At 63.4% G+C, this 14,704-nt stretch carries 15 protein-coding genes; 8 read left to right on the top strand and 7 right to left on the bottom strand.

The features are described from left to right. Nucleotides 1-75 precede the first annotated feature (75 nt). A complete protein-coding gene (locus ROJ8625_RS01195) occupies nt 76-1,317 on the bottom strand; it encodes a cation:proton antiporter (protein ID WP_085790023.1) in 1,242 nt (413 codons plus the stop codon). A gap of 737 nt (nt 1,318-2,054) precedes the next feature. Between ROJ8625_RS01195 and ROJ8625_RS01190 the strand changes: the two genes are divergently transcribed. The 6 genes from ROJ8625_RS01190 to ROJ8625_RS01165 are packed head-to-tail and all read left to right on the top strand — an operon-like array spanning nt 2,055 to nt 6,844. Then, a complete protein-coding gene (locus tag ROJ8625_RS01190; RefSeq protein ID WP_085790022.1) occupies nt 2,055-2,504 on the top strand; it encodes a GtrA family protein in 450 nt (149 codons plus the stop codon). A 4-nt stretch (nt 2,505-2,508) separates the two neighbouring features. Further along, entirely contained in the window at nt 2,509-3,303 is a 795-nt protein-coding gene (locus ROJ8625_RS01185) for a glycosyltransferase family 2 protein (RefSeq protein ID WP_234984129.1), read from the top strand. Next, entirely contained in the window at nt 3,300-4,193 is an 894-nt protein-coding gene (locus tag ROJ8625_RS01180; RefSeq protein WP_143535007.1) for a hypothetical protein, read from the top strand. The genes ROJ8625_RS01185 and ROJ8625_RS01180 overlap by 4 nt, the downstream gene beginning before the upstream one ends. Next, on the top strand, nt 4,190-5,659 hold the full coding sequence (locus ROJ8625_RS01175) for a hypothetical protein (RefSeq protein WP_085790019.1): 1,470 nt from the start codon (nt 4,190-4,192) through the stop codon (nt 5,657-5,659). Before ROJ8625_RS01180 ends, ROJ8625_RS01175 begins: the two co-directional genes overlap by 4 nt. Continuing rightward, complete coding sequence (locus ROJ8625_RS01170; RefSeq protein WP_085790018.1) at nt 5,652-6,089, top strand: HAD family hydrolase; 438 nt, start codon at nt 5,652-5,654, stop codon at nt 6,087-6,089. The genes ROJ8625_RS01175 and ROJ8625_RS01170 overlap by 8 nt, the downstream gene beginning before the upstream one ends. Beyond that, nucleotides 6,086-6,844 carry a glycosyltransferase family 2 protein gene (locus tag ROJ8625_RS01165; RefSeq protein ID WP_085790017.1) on the top strand — a complete coding sequence of 253 codons (759 nt, stop codon included), beginning with the start codon at nt 6,086-6,088 and terminating at the stop codon, nt 6,842-6,844. The genes ROJ8625_RS01170 and ROJ8625_RS01165 overlap by 4 nt, the downstream gene beginning before the upstream one ends. 144 nt (nt 6,845-6,988) lie before the next feature. Here ROJ8625_RS01165 and ROJ8625_RS01160 read toward each other — a convergent pair whose 3' ends face one another. Further along, the gene (locus tag ROJ8625_RS01160; RefSeq protein ID WP_085790016.1) at nt 6,989-8,692 is read right to left on the bottom strand and encodes a hypothetical protein; all 1,704 of its coding nucleotides are present in this window, start codon (nt 8,690-8,692) and stop codon (nt 6,989-6,991) included. 497 nt (nt 8,693-9,189) lie between these two features. After that, nucleotides 9,190-10,221: a Hint domain-containing protein gene (locus ROJ8625_RS01155; RefSeq protein ID WP_085790015.1), complete on the bottom strand. Its 1,032-nt coding sequence runs from the start codon at nt 10,219-10,221 to the stop codon at nt 9,190-9,192. Between the two features lie 429 nt (nt 10,222-10,650). On the opposite strand from ROJ8625_RS01155, the gene ROJ8625_RS21435 reads away from it, so the two are divergent. Next, nucleotides 10,651-10,785, top strand: coding sequence for a hypothetical protein (locus ROJ8625_RS21435; RefSeq protein ID WP_268794680.1), 135 nt, complete (start codon nt 10,651-10,653; stop codon nt 10,783-10,785). Between the two features lie 26 nt (nt 10,786-10,811). Here ROJ8625_RS21435 and ROJ8625_RS01150 read toward each other — a convergent pair whose 3' ends face one another. From ROJ8625_RS01150 to ROJ8625_RS01140, 3 genes are all read right to left on the bottom strand, one after another. After that, nucleotides 10,812-11,054 carry a hypothetical protein gene (locus ROJ8625_RS01150; protein WP_085790014.1) on the bottom strand — a complete coding sequence of 81 codons (243 nt, stop codon included), beginning with the start codon at nt 11,052-11,054 and terminating at the stop codon, nt 10,812-10,814. A 483-nt stretch (nt 11,055-11,537) separates the two neighbouring features. Continuing rightward, complete coding sequence (locus ROJ8625_RS01145) at nt 11,538-12,179, bottom strand: TenA family protein (RefSeq protein ID WP_085790013.1); 642 nt, start codon at nt 12,177-12,179, stop codon at nt 11,538-11,540. Beyond that, nucleotides 12,179-13,015 (bottom strand): BtpA/SgcQ family protein, encoded by an 837-nt coding sequence (locus ROJ8625_RS01140; RefSeq protein ID WP_085790012.1) that lies wholly within the window; start codon nt 13,013-13,015, stop codon nt 12,179-12,181. Before ROJ8625_RS01140 ends, ROJ8625_RS01145 begins: the two co-directional genes overlap by 1 nt. Before the next feature lie 35 nt (nt 13,016-13,050). Between ROJ8625_RS01140 and ROJ8625_RS01135 the strand changes: the two genes are divergently transcribed. Next, entirely contained in the window at nt 13,051-13,926 is an 876-nt protein-coding gene (locus tag ROJ8625_RS01135) for a PfkB family carbohydrate kinase (protein WP_085790011.1), read from the top strand. Between the two features lie 11 nt (nt 13,927-13,937). Here ROJ8625_RS01135 and ROJ8625_RS01130 read toward each other — a convergent pair whose 3' ends face one another. Next, complete coding sequence (locus ROJ8625_RS01130) at nt 13,938-14,702, bottom strand: glutamine amidotransferase (protein WP_085790010.1); 765 nt, start codon at nt 14,700-14,702, stop codon at nt 13,938-13,940. Nucleotides 14,703-14,704: the final 2 nt, after the last annotated feature.

Here is a 14,704-nt window from a genome sequence, read left to right as displayed (position 1 = left end):
GATACGAAGAGATTTTTTTTAATCGATCCCGTGTCAACGCGGGACGCAGGCCGGCCCTTCGACCAGGTCGGTGTCTCACTGTCGGTCGAGACCTTCGATCATACGGTTCGCGGTCAATCCGTGGACCACTGTCGAAGCGAAGATGGTGAAGGCCACCAGCGCCCAAAGCGACCCCTCGTCGACGAACTCGACATGAGTCGAGGCGTATCCGAGATAGTAGAGCGAGCCGATGCCTCGCACCCCGAACGAGGAGATCACCAGTCGGCCCCGTCTCGTGAAATCGGTCCCGATCAGGCCGAGCCAGCCGGTCAGCGGCCTGATCACCAGCAGGAGCGCGGATGCGATGACCGCATGAGACCAGTCCAGATAGGACAGAAGCGACGGCATGACGCCGCCGAGAAACACCAGGAGGATCGCCGATACGGCATGTTCGATCGAAACGGTGAAGGCATGCAGCCGCTGGTGGAACGCGTGCGAATGCTCGGCCCTGCGGCAGACGAGGCCGGCGACAAACGCTGCGATGAAGCCGTAGCCCTCTGCCAGTTCGACCAGGCCGTATGTCAGGAACACACCGGCGAGCGCGAGGACGCCGGGCCCTGATTCGGCAAGCGTGCTGCGACCGGGCAGTCGAAAAAGGACGCGCCCGAGAATCCAGCCGATCGCGGCCCCGAGAAGCGCCCCGGCCGCGATCCGGTAGAGCACGTCCCAAACGAGCCACTCGGTCAGCCAGACGGACGGGGCCACACCGACGGCGGCGATGTGGAGCGCGAGGTAGACGAACGGAAAGGCGAGGCCGTCGTTCAGACCGGCCTCGGTCGTCAGCGCGAAGCGGACCGGATGTTCGCGCCCGCCGAGGGGCGGACCGATCTGCAGGTCGCCCGCGAGGACCGGGTCGGTCGGGGCGAGCACGGCCCCCAAGAGGATCGCGCCACCGACCGTCATGCCCGCAAGCCCCCAGCCCAATACCGCGACAGCCGCGACCGACAGCGGCATCGTTACGGCCAGGAGCCGGATCGTCGGGCGCCAGAGACGCTTGTGGCCGAGATCGTCGATGCGCAGTCCGGTGGCGAAGAGTACGACGATGACGACGATCTCGGCAGAGGTCTCCCAGAGCTCCGGGGACTGAAGCGGGTCGATTGCGCCGAACATGCCCGGAAACACGAGGGACGTTGCGAAACCGCAGGCGATGAGCAGCGCGCTCGACGCTGGTGGTCGGCTTGAGACGAGGTGAGTCAGCCAGAATGACACCAGGAGGCTCGCGCCCAGTGCAGCCAACAGGAGGTGGTAGACTTCGAAGCCGAAACGCGGATCATCCATCGCAGAAGCCTTTTTGCTCGGGAACAACGCCGCCACTCCCGCGATGGCTCCGTCCCGCAGTGTTCGGTTTCGCGTTGGGCGATGGTCCGCAGTTGCGGTGATCGGGGGTCACGAGGACAGGACGAGCGGGACCAACGCCGTCTCGTGCCAACTTCGGAATGTTGTGGGTTTGCGGGCGCGGCCCATGGCGGAACCACGATTGACGGCAGCAGAGACGGCGTTGGTCCCACAGCCGTTTCCGATTGTCCGGTCCGCCCAACGACATGCTGCTGAGATCGCTGCGGGCTGGCCTTGTTGTCCGTCATGGCGCGGACGGCGTGTTCTGCGGCGGTGATATTCGTTCGCGAGCATCCAGCGCCGCGCCAGATATACCAAAACAAGATCTGCGCTGATCACCCGACAATTTCAATTTTCCGCATCCGTTGCGGGCGGCCACTGTTCGGATGTATTGTAAAAACAATCAGGGTCGTCGATATCGCCTGATCGAAATCCTCTGCGCTGCTGGCCCAACTTCGCGAAATTCTTCAGCCTTTCCGCTTCCGAAGGCGTTAACTGGGCAATAAGGAGCGTCGCAAGACCGCTAGCAGTTTAAGCCTCCCAATGCTTACGTTGCGTAATTTGAGTGACGAACTCTGAGCTTCCGCAATTCACGCGGCGCTTATCTCGCGTTAGCGTGCTCGGTATGGGCTGGCCTAAGGCCGGTCCGTTTTCCAAGGGCGAAACCGCAAAGCAGGCTCATGCACTCCAACTTTCTCGTATTTGCCATCGTATCCGGGTGTGGCTGGCTGTTGGATGTTGGGCTGACCATGGGGCTGGTGCAATTGGGCGCCTCGCCGTTCTGGAGCAGCATGATCGGTGCAGCGGTGGCAGTGAGCTTCGTCTATGTCGTTTCGCTCAATAGGATTTTCTCGGTCGAAGGTGCGCTGGGGGCGCGTGGGTTCCCCGCGTATCTGATCTGGCAGGCTGTTGCGATCTTTATCGCCTCGGCGCTCGTTGCGTGGCTATCGCATGCTCTTCTACCCATGGCCGCAGCCTTGCCGGTTCAAGCAGCCGACCCGCTGGCTTTGGCCTCCGGCGCGGCAAAAGCGCTTGTCACGCCGATAACACTTTTGGCCAACTTCCTTTTCATGCGATGGTTGACGCGACGCCTCAGCTCGGGTCTGTCCATTTCGACGGGCCAAGGTTAAACGCGTGTCTCTTCTCGTATTCATTCCGATGTATGATTGCGCGGCACAGATCCCACGGGTTCTTGCGCAGTTCAACGATGCCGGTATCGCCACATGGGTCGACGGCATTCTCTGCATCGACAATCGCTCGACCGACGGAACGGTCGCGGCCGCCAAAGCGGGACTGGAGGCTGCCGATGTCCCCTCGCGCGTTCTCTTGCAAAACGATGGCAATTACGGGCTTGGTGGGTCGCACAAGGTGGCCATCGAGTATGCCGCGGCGCATGGCTATACGCATCTGGCGGTCCTGCATGGCGACGATCAAGGCTCCATTCGCGATTTGATCCCCCATCTGGAGGCCCGCGCGCACGAACGGAGCGAATTCCTCATGGGCGCGCGCTTCATGCGCGGCTCGACGCTCGAAGGATACTCCACGCTTCGAACCGCGGCCAATCGAACCTTCAACCTGATTTTTTCGGCGGTATCCGGGACGCGGCTCTACGATCTGGGCTCGGGCCTGAACGTGTTCCGCGTGTCGGCGTTCTCGGACGGCTTCCACCTGCGCTTCGCCGACGATCTGACGTTCAATTACTACCTGATCCTCGCCGTAGCGGCGCGCGGCCATGCCCTACAGTTCTTCCCGCTCACCTGGCGCGAGGACGACCAGGTGTCCAACGCCAAGCTCGGCCGCATGGGGCTTCAGATCCTCGGCCTGCTGTGGCGGCGGGTCTCCAACAAGCACGCGTTTCTGACGGGAGAGCATCGGGACACGCCACGGACGGCCTATCCATCGACCCGCATTGCGCGGTGGGACGCGTGAAGAGGGCCGCGTCATACACGCTTGGCGCGGCGGTTGCGGCCGCGTTCAGTGCCGTCGCGGTCATCCTGCTGTTGCCGCTCGTGAGTGATCTGACGATGATCGGAGCGCTTGTCGCCGGAGGTATCTACCTGGCGAGCCACGTCCTGCGCGCCTGCCGGCTCATGCTGCTGGCAACGGACATTCTGGGCCTGTCCGGGCGTTCGGCGGCGCTCATGCATTTCGCGACGGCGCCTCTGGCGCTGATCCTGCCGTTCAAGACCGGAGAGCTCTTCCGCCTGTACGAGCTCTGGCGTCTGAGCGGAACAGCCGTCTATGCGCTGATCGCGCTTCTCATCGACAGGATGTACGACTCGCTGTTTCTCGTCCCGGTCCTGCTCGTTCTGCTGAGCCAGGGAGGCGCGCCGACCACCCTGACGCTTCTGACCCTGCTCATCGCGGCGTTGCCGCTGACGATTGTGGTGATCGGCCCAAAGCTGCTGACCGAGTTGCAGCGGTATATCCTGGTCAACCACAACTCCCGTCGCACGCTGAGCCTGCTGCAGCAGATCGACGCGCTTCGCGTAATCGTGGCGCGGGCGTCCGATGTTGCGCTGCGCCGCGCGCCCGAACTCAGTCTTCTGTCCTTCCTGATCTGGCTGAGCGAGTTTCTGGTCTGTCTCATCCTGGTCAATGCGGTCGCCGGTCAGGCGCTTGAACTGCTTGGCGCCCGTCTCGTCGCACCGTGGTGGGATCTGGGGGTCGATCCGGTTGCAGGTCCCGCGTTGGCGCTGGTCACCATCGCACTGCTGCTGCCCTGGCCGTTGATGGTCTTCCTCTACCTGAAGCGCCGCCGAAACGAGCCCCGCCGCGTGCCCGCAGCCGGTCGTGCGGAGTTACGCGTGATCCCATGAAGCCGAGACTGTGCGCGATCATAGATGACCGAGAGCCGCTGCCGACCGAGCTTCAGCGGTTGATCGGCGACATCCATTTCGGCGACCTGCTGCGTCGCCGCCGCAGGTATCTGGACGAGCTTGCCGCGGCCTGCGCCGGGGCCGACGATGTGATCGTGATCCGCACCGCCGAAGAGGAAGAGCAACTTCAACGCCGGATCGAGGGCGCGCGCGGCGATGGGCTTTGGCTGCGCCTGCCGACGGTTATCGGGCAATTCGACCTCGAAAGGGTCGACTTCGTGATCCGCAAGATGCGCTTTGCCCTGGGAACGATGCTGCTCAGCCCGGTCATGGAGGACGACGCGCCAATGGTCCTGACGGGACCTTCCGCGTTGACGCTTCTCTCGGCATCAGCCGGGCGGGAGAGACGGTCGATCGTGTTGCAGCTGGAGGCCGAGGCCGAGATGCTGGCCGATCCACTTCCCTGCGCAGATCTTCGCCAGCCCGATGCGCTGCGTGCGTTTCTTTCTGGCGCCACCGAGCCGCGGGCCTTCAACCACCTCGCGGTGAAGGAGGGCGTGTTCGTCAAGAGCTCTTCCGATATCGCAAAAATGCAGGCGGAACACGGCTTCTTCGAGCTCGCACCTCCCGAGATGAAGCGGTTCCTCTTGCCGACATTCGGCTATTCCGAGGACCGTGGACGTGCCTCCTACAAGATGGAGCATCTGCGCGTCCCGGACGCCGCACTGCAATTCGTGCTTGGCTCTTTCTCGGAACCCCAGTTCGAGCAACTTCTGGATCACTTCTTCGCGTTCCTGAATGCGCGGGCTCGGGAGGCGCGTGGCCGGGCCCGGGTTCGCGCTGTGGGGCAAGACCAGATCGTGGGCAAGATGCACACCCGGCTGGAGGCATTCCGCGCGAGTGCGGCCGGAGCCCGGGTCGATGCCTTTCTCGAGGCCGCCAGCATCTCGGGCGGGCTTTCGGGTTTGCAGGCCCGCGCCGCGTCGCTTGTCGAGGCCGCACTCGACGCCAATGGCGCGACGTATCTGGCGTTCAGTCACGGGGATCCATGTCTGTCCAACGTGCTCTTCGACAGCCGGATCAGCCTGTTCCGCCTGATCGATCCGCGCGGGGCGGTCACCCGCGAGGATGCGCTCCTCCATCCGCTGTACGATTTGGCGAAGTTCTCGCATTCGATTTGCGGCGGCTACGATTTCGTCAACAACGGCCTGTTTTCCATCGAGGTCAACGACGCTCTGGGCCTCGCGTTGCAACCGCATCAGGGCGGTGCGCCGGACTGGATGCAGGCGGCCTTCCGCGAACGGGTCGTGGACGAGGGCTGGGACGTCGCGCAGATGCGCGCGGTGGAAGCCTCGCTGTTTCTGTCGATGCTGCCGCTTCACGTGGACCACGAGCGAAAGCTCATCGCCTTTTGCCTGATCGCCGCGGAAATCCTGACCGAACTCGATGGGGGCGGGAATGATTGAGACCGAGAAAGCGCTCGTGGTCGATGTCGACGGGACCCTGTGCGCCATCAAGCGGCCGGATGAAAGCTACGCCGACATGGTGCCCGAACCGCGCATGCTCGCGCGACTTAGGGCGCTTCATGCAGAGGGGTGGCACATCATTCTCAGCTCCGCGCGCGGCATGCGAAGCAACGACGGCAACGTCGGCAGGATCGGCAAGACCGCGGCGCCGGGCATGCTTCAATGGCTGATCGAGCACGAGATCCCCTTCGACGAATTGCACTTGGCCAAGCCCTGGCCGGGACGGCAGGGCTTCTACGTCGACGACAGGTCGGTGCGCCCGCGCGAGTTCCTCCAACTCAGCCTCGAGGAATTGAACGCGCTGGTCGACCGCGACCGGGTCGCACGATCGTTCGCAGAGACCGGCTCGGCCGAGGAGGACCGCTCATGAGCGGCACGGTCGCCATCACCATGGCGGGTCTCGGTAGCCGCTTCGCCAAGGCGGGTTTCGACCGGCCGAAATACGAGCTGGATGCGCTCGGTCGCCCGCTCTTCGACTGGTCGATGCTGAGCCTTGAGGCGTTCCGCACCGCCGGCTGGCGCTTTTCGTTCGCGGTTCGGGAGGGGCTCGGCGCGCGGGCCTACATCGCCGAACGCGCCAACGCGCTGCGTTTGGGAGAAACAGAAGTCCTGAGCATCGATGGCGTGACCGACGGGCAGGCGACGACAGCTTTGATGCTTGCGGAGCGTGCGGCACAAGACGCGCCGTTCGCAATTTACAACATCGATACGTTCGTCGCGCCGGCCGCGATGGTTCCCCCCGATCCCGCCACCTGCGCCGGGTGGGTGCCCTGCTTCCCGGCCCCCGGTGAAGGCTGGTCCTTCGCGCGGACCGATGCGTACGGACACGTCGTGGAATTGCGCGAGAAGCAGCGGATTTCAGCCCATGCGACCGTCGGCCTCTACTGGTTCGACAGCGCTGCACGATACGTGGGGGCTTACCGATGCTACTACGGCATCGCCGGCCGCGAGGAGAGCGGGGAGCGCTACGTCGCGCCGCTCTACAATCAATTGATCGCGGACGGAGCGCAGGTCCGCATCTCTCCGCTGCGCCTCGACGACGTTGGCATGCTCGGCACGCCGGAGCAGGTGGCGGAGTTCAAGGCACGTCCGCCGCTCGCCGCTCTGTCCCTCTGTCAGGCTTGAGCGCTTCTGCGTCATCGGCTCGTGCAAGCTCCGCCGGTGATTCTGTGTATCGCCGTGGGTCCATTGGACCACGGGTTCCGCATGGCTCCCGCGGCTGCTCCCGGCGGTGCCGCCACACTCCCGCCGCGCGGCCGATCCGTGAAGTCAGCGGTTCAACACGGAGTCGGCGGTCTGCAATATCTCCAGCGCGGTGCGGCGCGGGGCGTCATGCGGGGAGAGCGTGCGCAGATTCGCGACCGCGGCCCCATGCCTGGCGTCGAGGTCGGACCCAGACAGGCGAACCGGTTCGGCGCGATCGATGACGAAGCGCCGATCGGAAGCGCTCTGCTCGAGACACGGGCGTGCCAGCACCAGGGCAGCATCCGTTTTCGTGGCGGCATTCGCGAGGAAAGGCACATGGAGCCGAAGCAGGCGGACCTGCGTCCCGTCCGGGTGGCGCCATGTCTCGCTCAGGGTATCGCACGCGGCCGCAGGGCTGTCGGGCAGTGACGCGAACCGTTCTTGACCCTCAGCGCGCTCTGTCACGAGACGAAAACCCTCCGTGGCGAGGGTATTCTGCGCCCTGCGGTCGGGAGTCCATTGTCGTGCCACCAGAACCGAGGTTTCGCCGCGCGGCAATTGCTCGGTCACCAGTCTTCGCAGGTTTGCATCGCGACGCTGCACTGCGGTCTGCCAACTCCGCCAGTCGCCCCCATGCCAGATCCGCCCGGTCAAGGACGTCACGGGACTTTCGGGCTCCGGCGGGGCCGGCACACCGGGGATCAGCAACGGGGCAAGGATCAGCAGAGCTCCGACCGAACTTTGCGACCCGAGAGCCCGGCCCGCGCGCAACGGCTCGAACATCCAGCGATCCGCTCCCAGTGCGGCCAGGGGCGCCAGAAGCGGCAACATGGTCAGGAAACCGCGGGGATCGTAATACTTACCCATCGTCAGAGCGTAGATCGCGAGGGGATAGACAAAGAAACACAATGGGCCGGACCAGTGCCTCAGGCGATCCATCACCGAACCTTCTGCACTCGCGGCCTCGACGCGCGACCGCAGTCTCACCTCCACGATACCGGCTATGATCGCCGGTACTCCAAGCCCGAACGCGGTCAGCCATGCCGATGCGTCGCTCGCAAACAGGTCATGCAACGGGAACTGGTCCCGAGACCAAAGCGCATCCGCCTGAGCCGCAAGTTCGATGCGCCCGAACAGGTTCGCGGCCGCGGGATCCACGAGTGACGCGAGAAGATGGACTGCGATGGCGGCCGCGACCAGAAGCACCGATCGCAAAAGCGCCCGATGGAGCCGATCTGCCGGCAATCCCGCCAAAAACAACATCAACGGCAGCAGCAGCAGATTATCGAGCCGGCACAATATGGCGATCGACAGCAGGGCCCCGGACAGCGCGGGCCAGATCAAGCTTGGGCCGGCCAGCACGCTTGCCAAGGCCCAGAGCGAAAAGCTCATCGCCACGATATTGTCGTTGTAGAAATGGCCGACTTCGACGGAAATCGGCAGGAGCAAGAGCGTGGAAGCACTCGCCAGCCACGAGGCGCCGCTCCATAGCCGCGTGACCAGAACCAGGCCGAAGAGAAAAGGCGGCAGTACCAGCCATGTGAGGATGTTGTAGCCATTCCCAGGCGAAAGGTCTGACAGCGGAGCCATGAGCCAGCTGGCACCCGGCCGCGTCAGGTAGAAAAACTCCGAGTTGACGCCCCACAAGGGATCACTTGCCGCGATGTCTGGAAACAGCACCGAGATGGTTTCTGTGAGGTAGGAGAACCCCTCGACATGAACGCGTCCGAGGGTCGGCCACAGGGCGATGGCAAGGAGCGCAATGACGACGGCCCAGACCTTGGGCATCCCTCCTGCACGGGAAATCGTGGTCTCGGAGGGGGGCGTGCTCAAGAGATATCGGGGCTCGATTGGCTTCTTCTGGGTCAATACGGTTTTCAGCGCCGCGTATCAATGCGGCTGTTAAAGCTAACGCCGAAGTCTGCGCCGTGAATATCCGATGTCGCGACCTCAATCAAAAGCAGCATCTAGCCCCATGCAATATAGCGCTTGTTGAATGTCATTTCGGCTCGGATGCCCGATCCGGATCACACCGAGCATTCGGGATATTATATACGAGTGGTTGGCAGTAAACTTGACTGACGCGCTGGGCTGACTGCAACGACACGATTTGGAGGCGGTGTTGGTGACGACAAATCGAACGAGAGTATCGCTGGAACGAACTGCTTGGCGCCCGGTGCTTGTTTCGCACATCGTCGTGCTGGCTTTCCCGCATCAATCTCGCGAAAAATGCTGTCGACCACGAACCGGTTCGCAAAAATGATCTGGCCTGTGCATCGCGGGAGTTAGGCGGCTCTCAGGCGCGCCTGCAAGACGTTCGCGAGACGAGGATGCGCCTCGGGGCGGGCCAGAGGGCCGTATTCGAGTGTCGCCCCGAGAACGTTGGCAAGGCTTCGCCGGGTCTTGGCCGACATCATCGTCACGCTGCCCGGGCCGGGAAAGAAACTCTCGGACAAGAGACCGTTCGCAACGATCACCTGATGGGAACTCAAAAGAACGTGGTGGTAGCGCACCAAGCCGCGGCGAAACGTTTGTTGAACGCCTTCTCCGTCGATCAGGTCCCTGGCTTTAAAGAACACCTCTGGCGTTCCGAAGTTCAATTCGATCTCGGGACCATCGAGAAGTATCCGATGTTGCGGCGAAACGAACAGGTCCCGGTTCGGGCAACCGGAGCCTAGAGCGTTCTTTTTCACCACCACAGGCGCATGTGCCATGCTCGAGTTGTCGAGCTTGACCAACGTCGAAGCGGTCCACGTGACGCAATCCCAACCTCCATCGGCCGTTACGACGAGCGCACCCGCCTTGAGCTGCTCGACCGGCCGCGGGCCGGACGGCGTATCGATCAACGTCCCGGACACATAGCAGACCGGAACGGCTGTCGCGGCTTCGGTGAAATCGTAATTGCCATCGTCGTCGCCGTCACCGACGGTGCCACTCTCGTCGGCCTGAGTGAACGTCAGATCCGTGGGCTCTGTCGGGAGGTCGTTGACGCTTATAATGACGTTGCCGAAGCTGTTCCCCTGAAAGACGATGTACTCGTCGGTCGCACCGAGACCCTGGTAATTGTTGTCGTCCGGGTTGAGCTGTCGGGCGAGGATATCGCCATCGGGACCCCGCAACTCCCAGAACTGTCCGTTGTCGAACTCGCCGGTATTCCCGGTCTGCTGCGTCTGGCGAAGCGTGTAGATCTCATCGCCGGTGCCGATCGCCTCCACGCCCCGAAGATTGAGCTGGAGGTCATTGGTATTCGCGTTGCCGGTCGAATAGGCGAACGAAAACGTCGCGATTTGCAGGCCGGTGAACTGGAATTCTTCCATCAAGTCGCTCGGGGTTTGCCGTATCGTTCAATTACCTTATGTCTGTTGGTCCAGTCGGCCGGTTTGAAGGCGAGCCGGCCGTTTCGGCGCCACATTTGTCCGGGCGCACGGGGCGATCCGAAAAAATAATTTAAAAACAGCGCGATCTGCCTTCCCAGGTTTTGTGCAAGCCTGTTCTTGCAGGCGGTCTCGATGGGTTTCGAACGGGTCGATACGGCCGGTCAAGCGCGGTGCAAAGGTTCTGCCAACTCGCACCGCACCCGATGATGCGCCCTTATTCGACGCGATCCGTGATGGATCAGTTCTCGGAAAACGACCATGGCTAGGGCCACGGGTCGACAAACAGCGACAACAGGCTGCGCAATCATGCGTTGCTCCGACAGGGCGCCTTTCAAACAAGCTAGCGTGGGCTCATTCGAGTCCGGGAGGGTGTCCACGTCGCGGAACGCGCTGATCCTCGTCGGTATCGTCGTGGTGGTGGGTGTCCTGCCGCTCGCAGTCTTCGGCGGCTCGGACGATGACGCACCGATGCCGGCCGCGACGGGCGCGGCAGCGACCGAGTGATCTGATGCGCTCCGAATTCGATCGAGCTAGGCGCAGGCGTCCGGCGTTTCGGCGTTGCCATCGTATTCGATCAGCCGGTGGAGAACGGCGACGATCATCGCGCGTGCTTCGAGTGGCGTGTGGACGGAGTGCTGGTTGCTCGCTTGAATGACCTGACGGGCGTAATGCGCGAATTCCTCGTCCGATCGAATTTCCGGAATCTGCGCGAAGTGCTTGGCGGCCAGCGCCAGGCCGACTTCATCGAGAATGTAGGGGTTCTGCTCCGCCATTGATTTCGCTCCTCGGTTGGCCGATCGGCACGGTCGCGTTGGCTACATTGCTCGTTGCAGAGGAAACACACTGTTTGATATGAACGGTAAAAGGCGAACTTGACCACCCTCATTGGCTGCATCAAGTTCGCCTTTGCACACCGTAGACTTGATACCCCGGACGTTTCTCGCGTTCGGGGTCTTTTTTTCCGTCTACCGGTTAATCACGTGTGGTGAGATATCCTACCGCGATCCACCGGTCGATTCATTTTTTGAATGTGTAACGGTTTGTGATGTCAGCGCACGAGCTGTGATGGTCCGCGGCCGCAGTAGGATAGGCTCAGTTTCGATCCCGCCTGACCTTCGGAGCCGTTCATCACGCGGCCCGCGTCGGGGCCGACGACCTCTTCGAGCACCGCCCGCCGCCCGAGAGGCGGAGACCACCGGCGGGGCGGAGACCGCGCGCCGGTGGGGAAATCTTCCCGTTTCGAGGGATCGACGCGATCAGTACGCTGCTTCGTGGAAGTCGTATTCCAGATCCTGCACGGTTCCGAAGATGCGGCTGCAGGCCGCCGCCTGTGCCTCGTCCATCTTTGCACCGGCGGCGTCCAGACGGGTCTTGAGCCAATGGGCCTGATCGCTGAAGTCGGCGTCCGTGTGCATGTCGACCCATTTGCGGATATCCGGGTCGCTGATCGGGTTGCTGCTGACGCGCTGGCACCAGGTCAGATACATCCATTCGGCGGCGAACATCGCCGCCAGGATTTGCGGCAGATCTCCTTTGGCTGCGATATCGAACATGCCGCGGTCAAACGCGACCACGCGCGGATCCTTTGCAACCTGCGGTGCCGCGGCGATGGCGCGCCGGTCGCGCAGTTTTTCAAAGTACGGGATCTGGTCATTGGCCAACGCGTGCTGCACCGCGATCAGGCGCCGGCGATCGCCGATATCCTCGGTCTTTATGGTGGCAAACGCGAAGATCGAAATGGCAGTCGCGACGAATTCTCCCTCGATGAGAAGGTATCTGTCGAATACGGCGCGGGGGAGGGCGTCGGTCGCGATATCGCGGACGAACCGGTGACCGACCATCCGGTCGAAGGCATCGCGGTTCTCGCGCAGGCAGCGGTCGGACAGGTTCTCGACCATCACAGACCCTCCGACGCCCGAGACACGAAGCTCTTGACCCGGGCGGCCTCGACCGGGTTCCACCATACGCCGTCTTCCTTCAGCGAGGAGGCGACGATCACGCCGTTCGTCAGGCCGAGGATCTCGACGACGTTATCCTCCGAAACGCCGGACCCGACCAGGAGAGGGAGCTGCGTGGCGCTGGCGATTTCAGTGATTTCGTCGGTCGTTGCGCTGTTGCCGGTTCGTTGCCCCGTGGCGATCACGCAGTCGGCGTCGAAGAACGCGAGGTCGCGGGTCAGCTCCACGATCGTGCGATCGGCGGTGATCGCATGGGCGCCATGCTTGACGTGCGAGTCCGCGAAGACCTTGATGTGTTCGGCACGCAGAGCGGACCGGTATCGCATGGCTTCGGCGGCGCGTCCCTCCATGAACCCTTCGTTCGCGACATAGGCGTTTGCCCATTGGTTCACCCGAATGAAAGAAGCGCCGGAGGCCGCGGCGGCCGCGAAGGCCGGGATCGGCGCGTTTGCCAGCACGTTGATGCCCAGCGGCACGTCGAAGCGATCGCGGATCCGTCGCGAAACCACGGCCAGGAAGGCGGCCGTCTCCGGGCCGATATCCTCGGGCTTCGAGAACGGGATATCTCCGTGGTTCTCGACGATGAGACCATGCATTCCGTTCTCGACGAGGCGGTCGGCATCGCGCAGGCAAGCGTCGCAGATTTCGTCGAGCGAGGCCCCCCGATATCGGGGGGCACCCGGGAACGGCGGGCAATGGATCATCCCGATCAGGGCTTTCGGTCGGCCGAAGATTTCCTCTATTGCGCCAGAAGATCTGCTGGATATGACAGTCATCGATCGCCTTTCGTGCGATAAGCAAGGAGTTGATTTTGCGCGCCTTCGTCATCGGAAACGCCGCACTCGACGAGATCTTCGAAGTCGATGCCCTGCCGCGCCCGGGTCAATCCATCTTCGGACGCACAGGAACGCGCGGGCTCGGGGGCAAGGGCGTCAACCAGGCGGTCATGCTCGGCCGCGCAGGCGTGACGACAATTCTGGCGGCCCCGATCGGCGACGATGCGCGGGGCGTGACACTGCGCGCCGCACTGGACCGCGAGCCGGTCCGCCGGCACCCCATCGACCTCGACGGGGTCGCAACCGATACCTCGATCATCGTGCGTGCGGCCGATGGCGACAATACGATCATCACCACGCGGGAGGCCGCCTCCGCGCTCGGGACGGAAACGGCCGTCGGTGTGCTGGCCGACGCCGAAGCGGGTGACTGGCTCGTTCTTCAGGGCAATCTGTCGCTCGAGACCACCGAGGCGCTTCTGGCAGCGGCAAAGGACCGCGACATGCTTACGGCGATCAATCCCTCGCCGCTGCAACCGGGCTATGCTGCGCTGTGGCCACTCCTCGACGTCGTCGTCGTCAACGAGGGCGAAGCCGAGGCGCTCGGTGGCGCCGCCGCGGTTCTTCGCGCCGGCGTCGGGCAGGTCGTGACCACCCTCGGCGGCGCAGGCTCGTTGCTGAGCGACGCTGCTGGCAGCTACGCAATTCCCGCCGTCTCGGCTGACATCGTGGACACGACCGGAGCGGGCGACTGCTTCATGGCAACGGCGCTCGCGTCGACGATCCTGCGCGGACGCCGGACGCTCGACGAGCAGGCCCTTGAAGTCGCTGCCGCGGCGGCGGCGATCACGGTCTCGCGGTCCGGCACGGTCGCGGCGTTTCCCACCGCGGCCGAGATCGGCACGCTGCTCTGAGGCGCGGTGCGTCATCGCGCCGTGAGCCATCCGAGGAGGTTGCGCCAAAGAACGCCGTACCCTGCCCACTCGCAGAACTCCGGCGGGAGCCAGTGCGGCCCGAGATCGCTGGTCCACACGGCGCTGCGGCCCTTGCCATGGCTGCCGGTCACGATAAGCGGGTGGCCTCCCTGATGCGGGGGAAGGCGGGCGACCACGGTCGCGTCGTCCTTCGGCTCGACCTCGTTCACCCCGAGAAGGAGCGGCCATTCGCCCTCGGGAAAGCCCGATAGGATCGGGTGACCGGGCGCCACAGGGTCAAGGTGCGCGCCTTCGGGGATTTCCACCCGGTCGTCCCACGGCATGCAGCGAACGGGCAGCGCCTCCTCCACCGGGGTCCGGCGCCAGCGCGCGCGCCCGTCGATCCCCTGAAAGCTGAAATACCCGCCGACCATCAGGAGGTTGCCGCCATCGGCAACCCAGTCGCGGATCAGGTTGAGCCTGTTCGGAACCGGCTTGGACCGCAGCCAGACGTCCGGGGGCAAAAGAAACGTGTTCGCACCGATATCCGACAGGATCAGGACATCGTATGCGTCGAGGCCCGAGCGCTCGAACGGAAATTTCTCGGCCGCGTCATGCGCGGTCATCCAGTCGAGCTCGATATCGCTGCCGCTGAGGGCATCGACCATCGGCTGAGCGCCAAGGTGGAAATGCACGCTGCCGAATTGGTCGAAGCCCTTGTAGTGGGTCTCGGACGTGACCCAGCTTTCTCCCACGAGCATGGCCTTGATTGTCATGG

Source organism: Roseivivax jejudonensis, assembly GCF_900172265.1.
Classification (GTDB): Bacteria; Pseudomonadota; Alphaproteobacteria; order Rhodobacterales; family Rhodobacteraceae; genus Roseivivax; species Roseivivax jejudonensis.
This window is presented reverse-complemented; position numbering and strand designations above follow the sequence as displayed.

Excerpts from the sequence above, each read along its gene's own strand:
- ROJ8625_RS01195 (WP_085790023.1), bottom strand. The coding sequence starts at position 1,317 with ATGGATGATCCGCGTTTCGGCTTCGAAGTCTACCACCTCCTGTTGGCT.
- ROJ8625_RS01190 (WP_085790022.1), top strand. The coding sequence starts at position 2,055 with ATGCACTCCAACTTTCTCGTATTTGCCATCGTATCCGGGTGTGGCTGG.
- ROJ8625_RS01175 (WP_085790019.1), top strand. The coding sequence starts at position 4,190 with ATGAAGCCGAGACTGTGCGCGATCATAGATGACCGAGAGCCGCTGCCG.
- ROJ8625_RS01170 (WP_085790018.1), top strand. The coding sequence starts at position 5,652 with ATGATTGAGACCGAGAAAGCGCTCGTGGTCGATGTCGACGGGACCCTG.
- ROJ8625_RS01165 (WP_085790017.1), top strand. The coding sequence starts at position 6,086 with ATGAGCGGCACGGTCGCCATCACCATGGCGGGTCTCGGTAGCCGCTTC.
- ROJ8625_RS01160 (WP_085790016.1), bottom strand. The coding sequence starts at position 8,692 with ATGCCCAAGGTCTGGGCCGTCGTCATTGCGCTCCTTGCCATCGCCCTG.
- ROJ8625_RS01155 (WP_085790015.1), bottom strand. The coding sequence starts at position 10,221 with ATGGAAGAATTCCAGTTCACCGGCCTGCAAATCGCGACGTTTTCGTTC.
- ROJ8625_RS01150 (WP_085790014.1), bottom strand. The coding sequence starts at position 11,054 with ATGGCGGAGCAGAACCCCTACATTCTCGATGAAGTCGGCCTGGCGCTG.
- ROJ8625_RS01145 (WP_085790013.1), bottom strand. The coding sequence starts at position 12,179 with ATGGTCGAGAACCTGTCCGACCGCTGCCTGCGCGAGAACCGCGATGCC.
- ROJ8625_RS01140 (WP_085790012.1), bottom strand. The coding sequence starts at position 13,015 with ATGACTGTCATATCCAGCAGATCTTCTGGCGCAATAGAGGAAATCTTC.
- ROJ8625_RS01130 (WP_085790010.1), bottom strand. The coding sequence starts at position 14,702 with ATGACAATCAAGGCCATGCTCGTGGGAGAAAGCTGGGTCACGTCCGAG.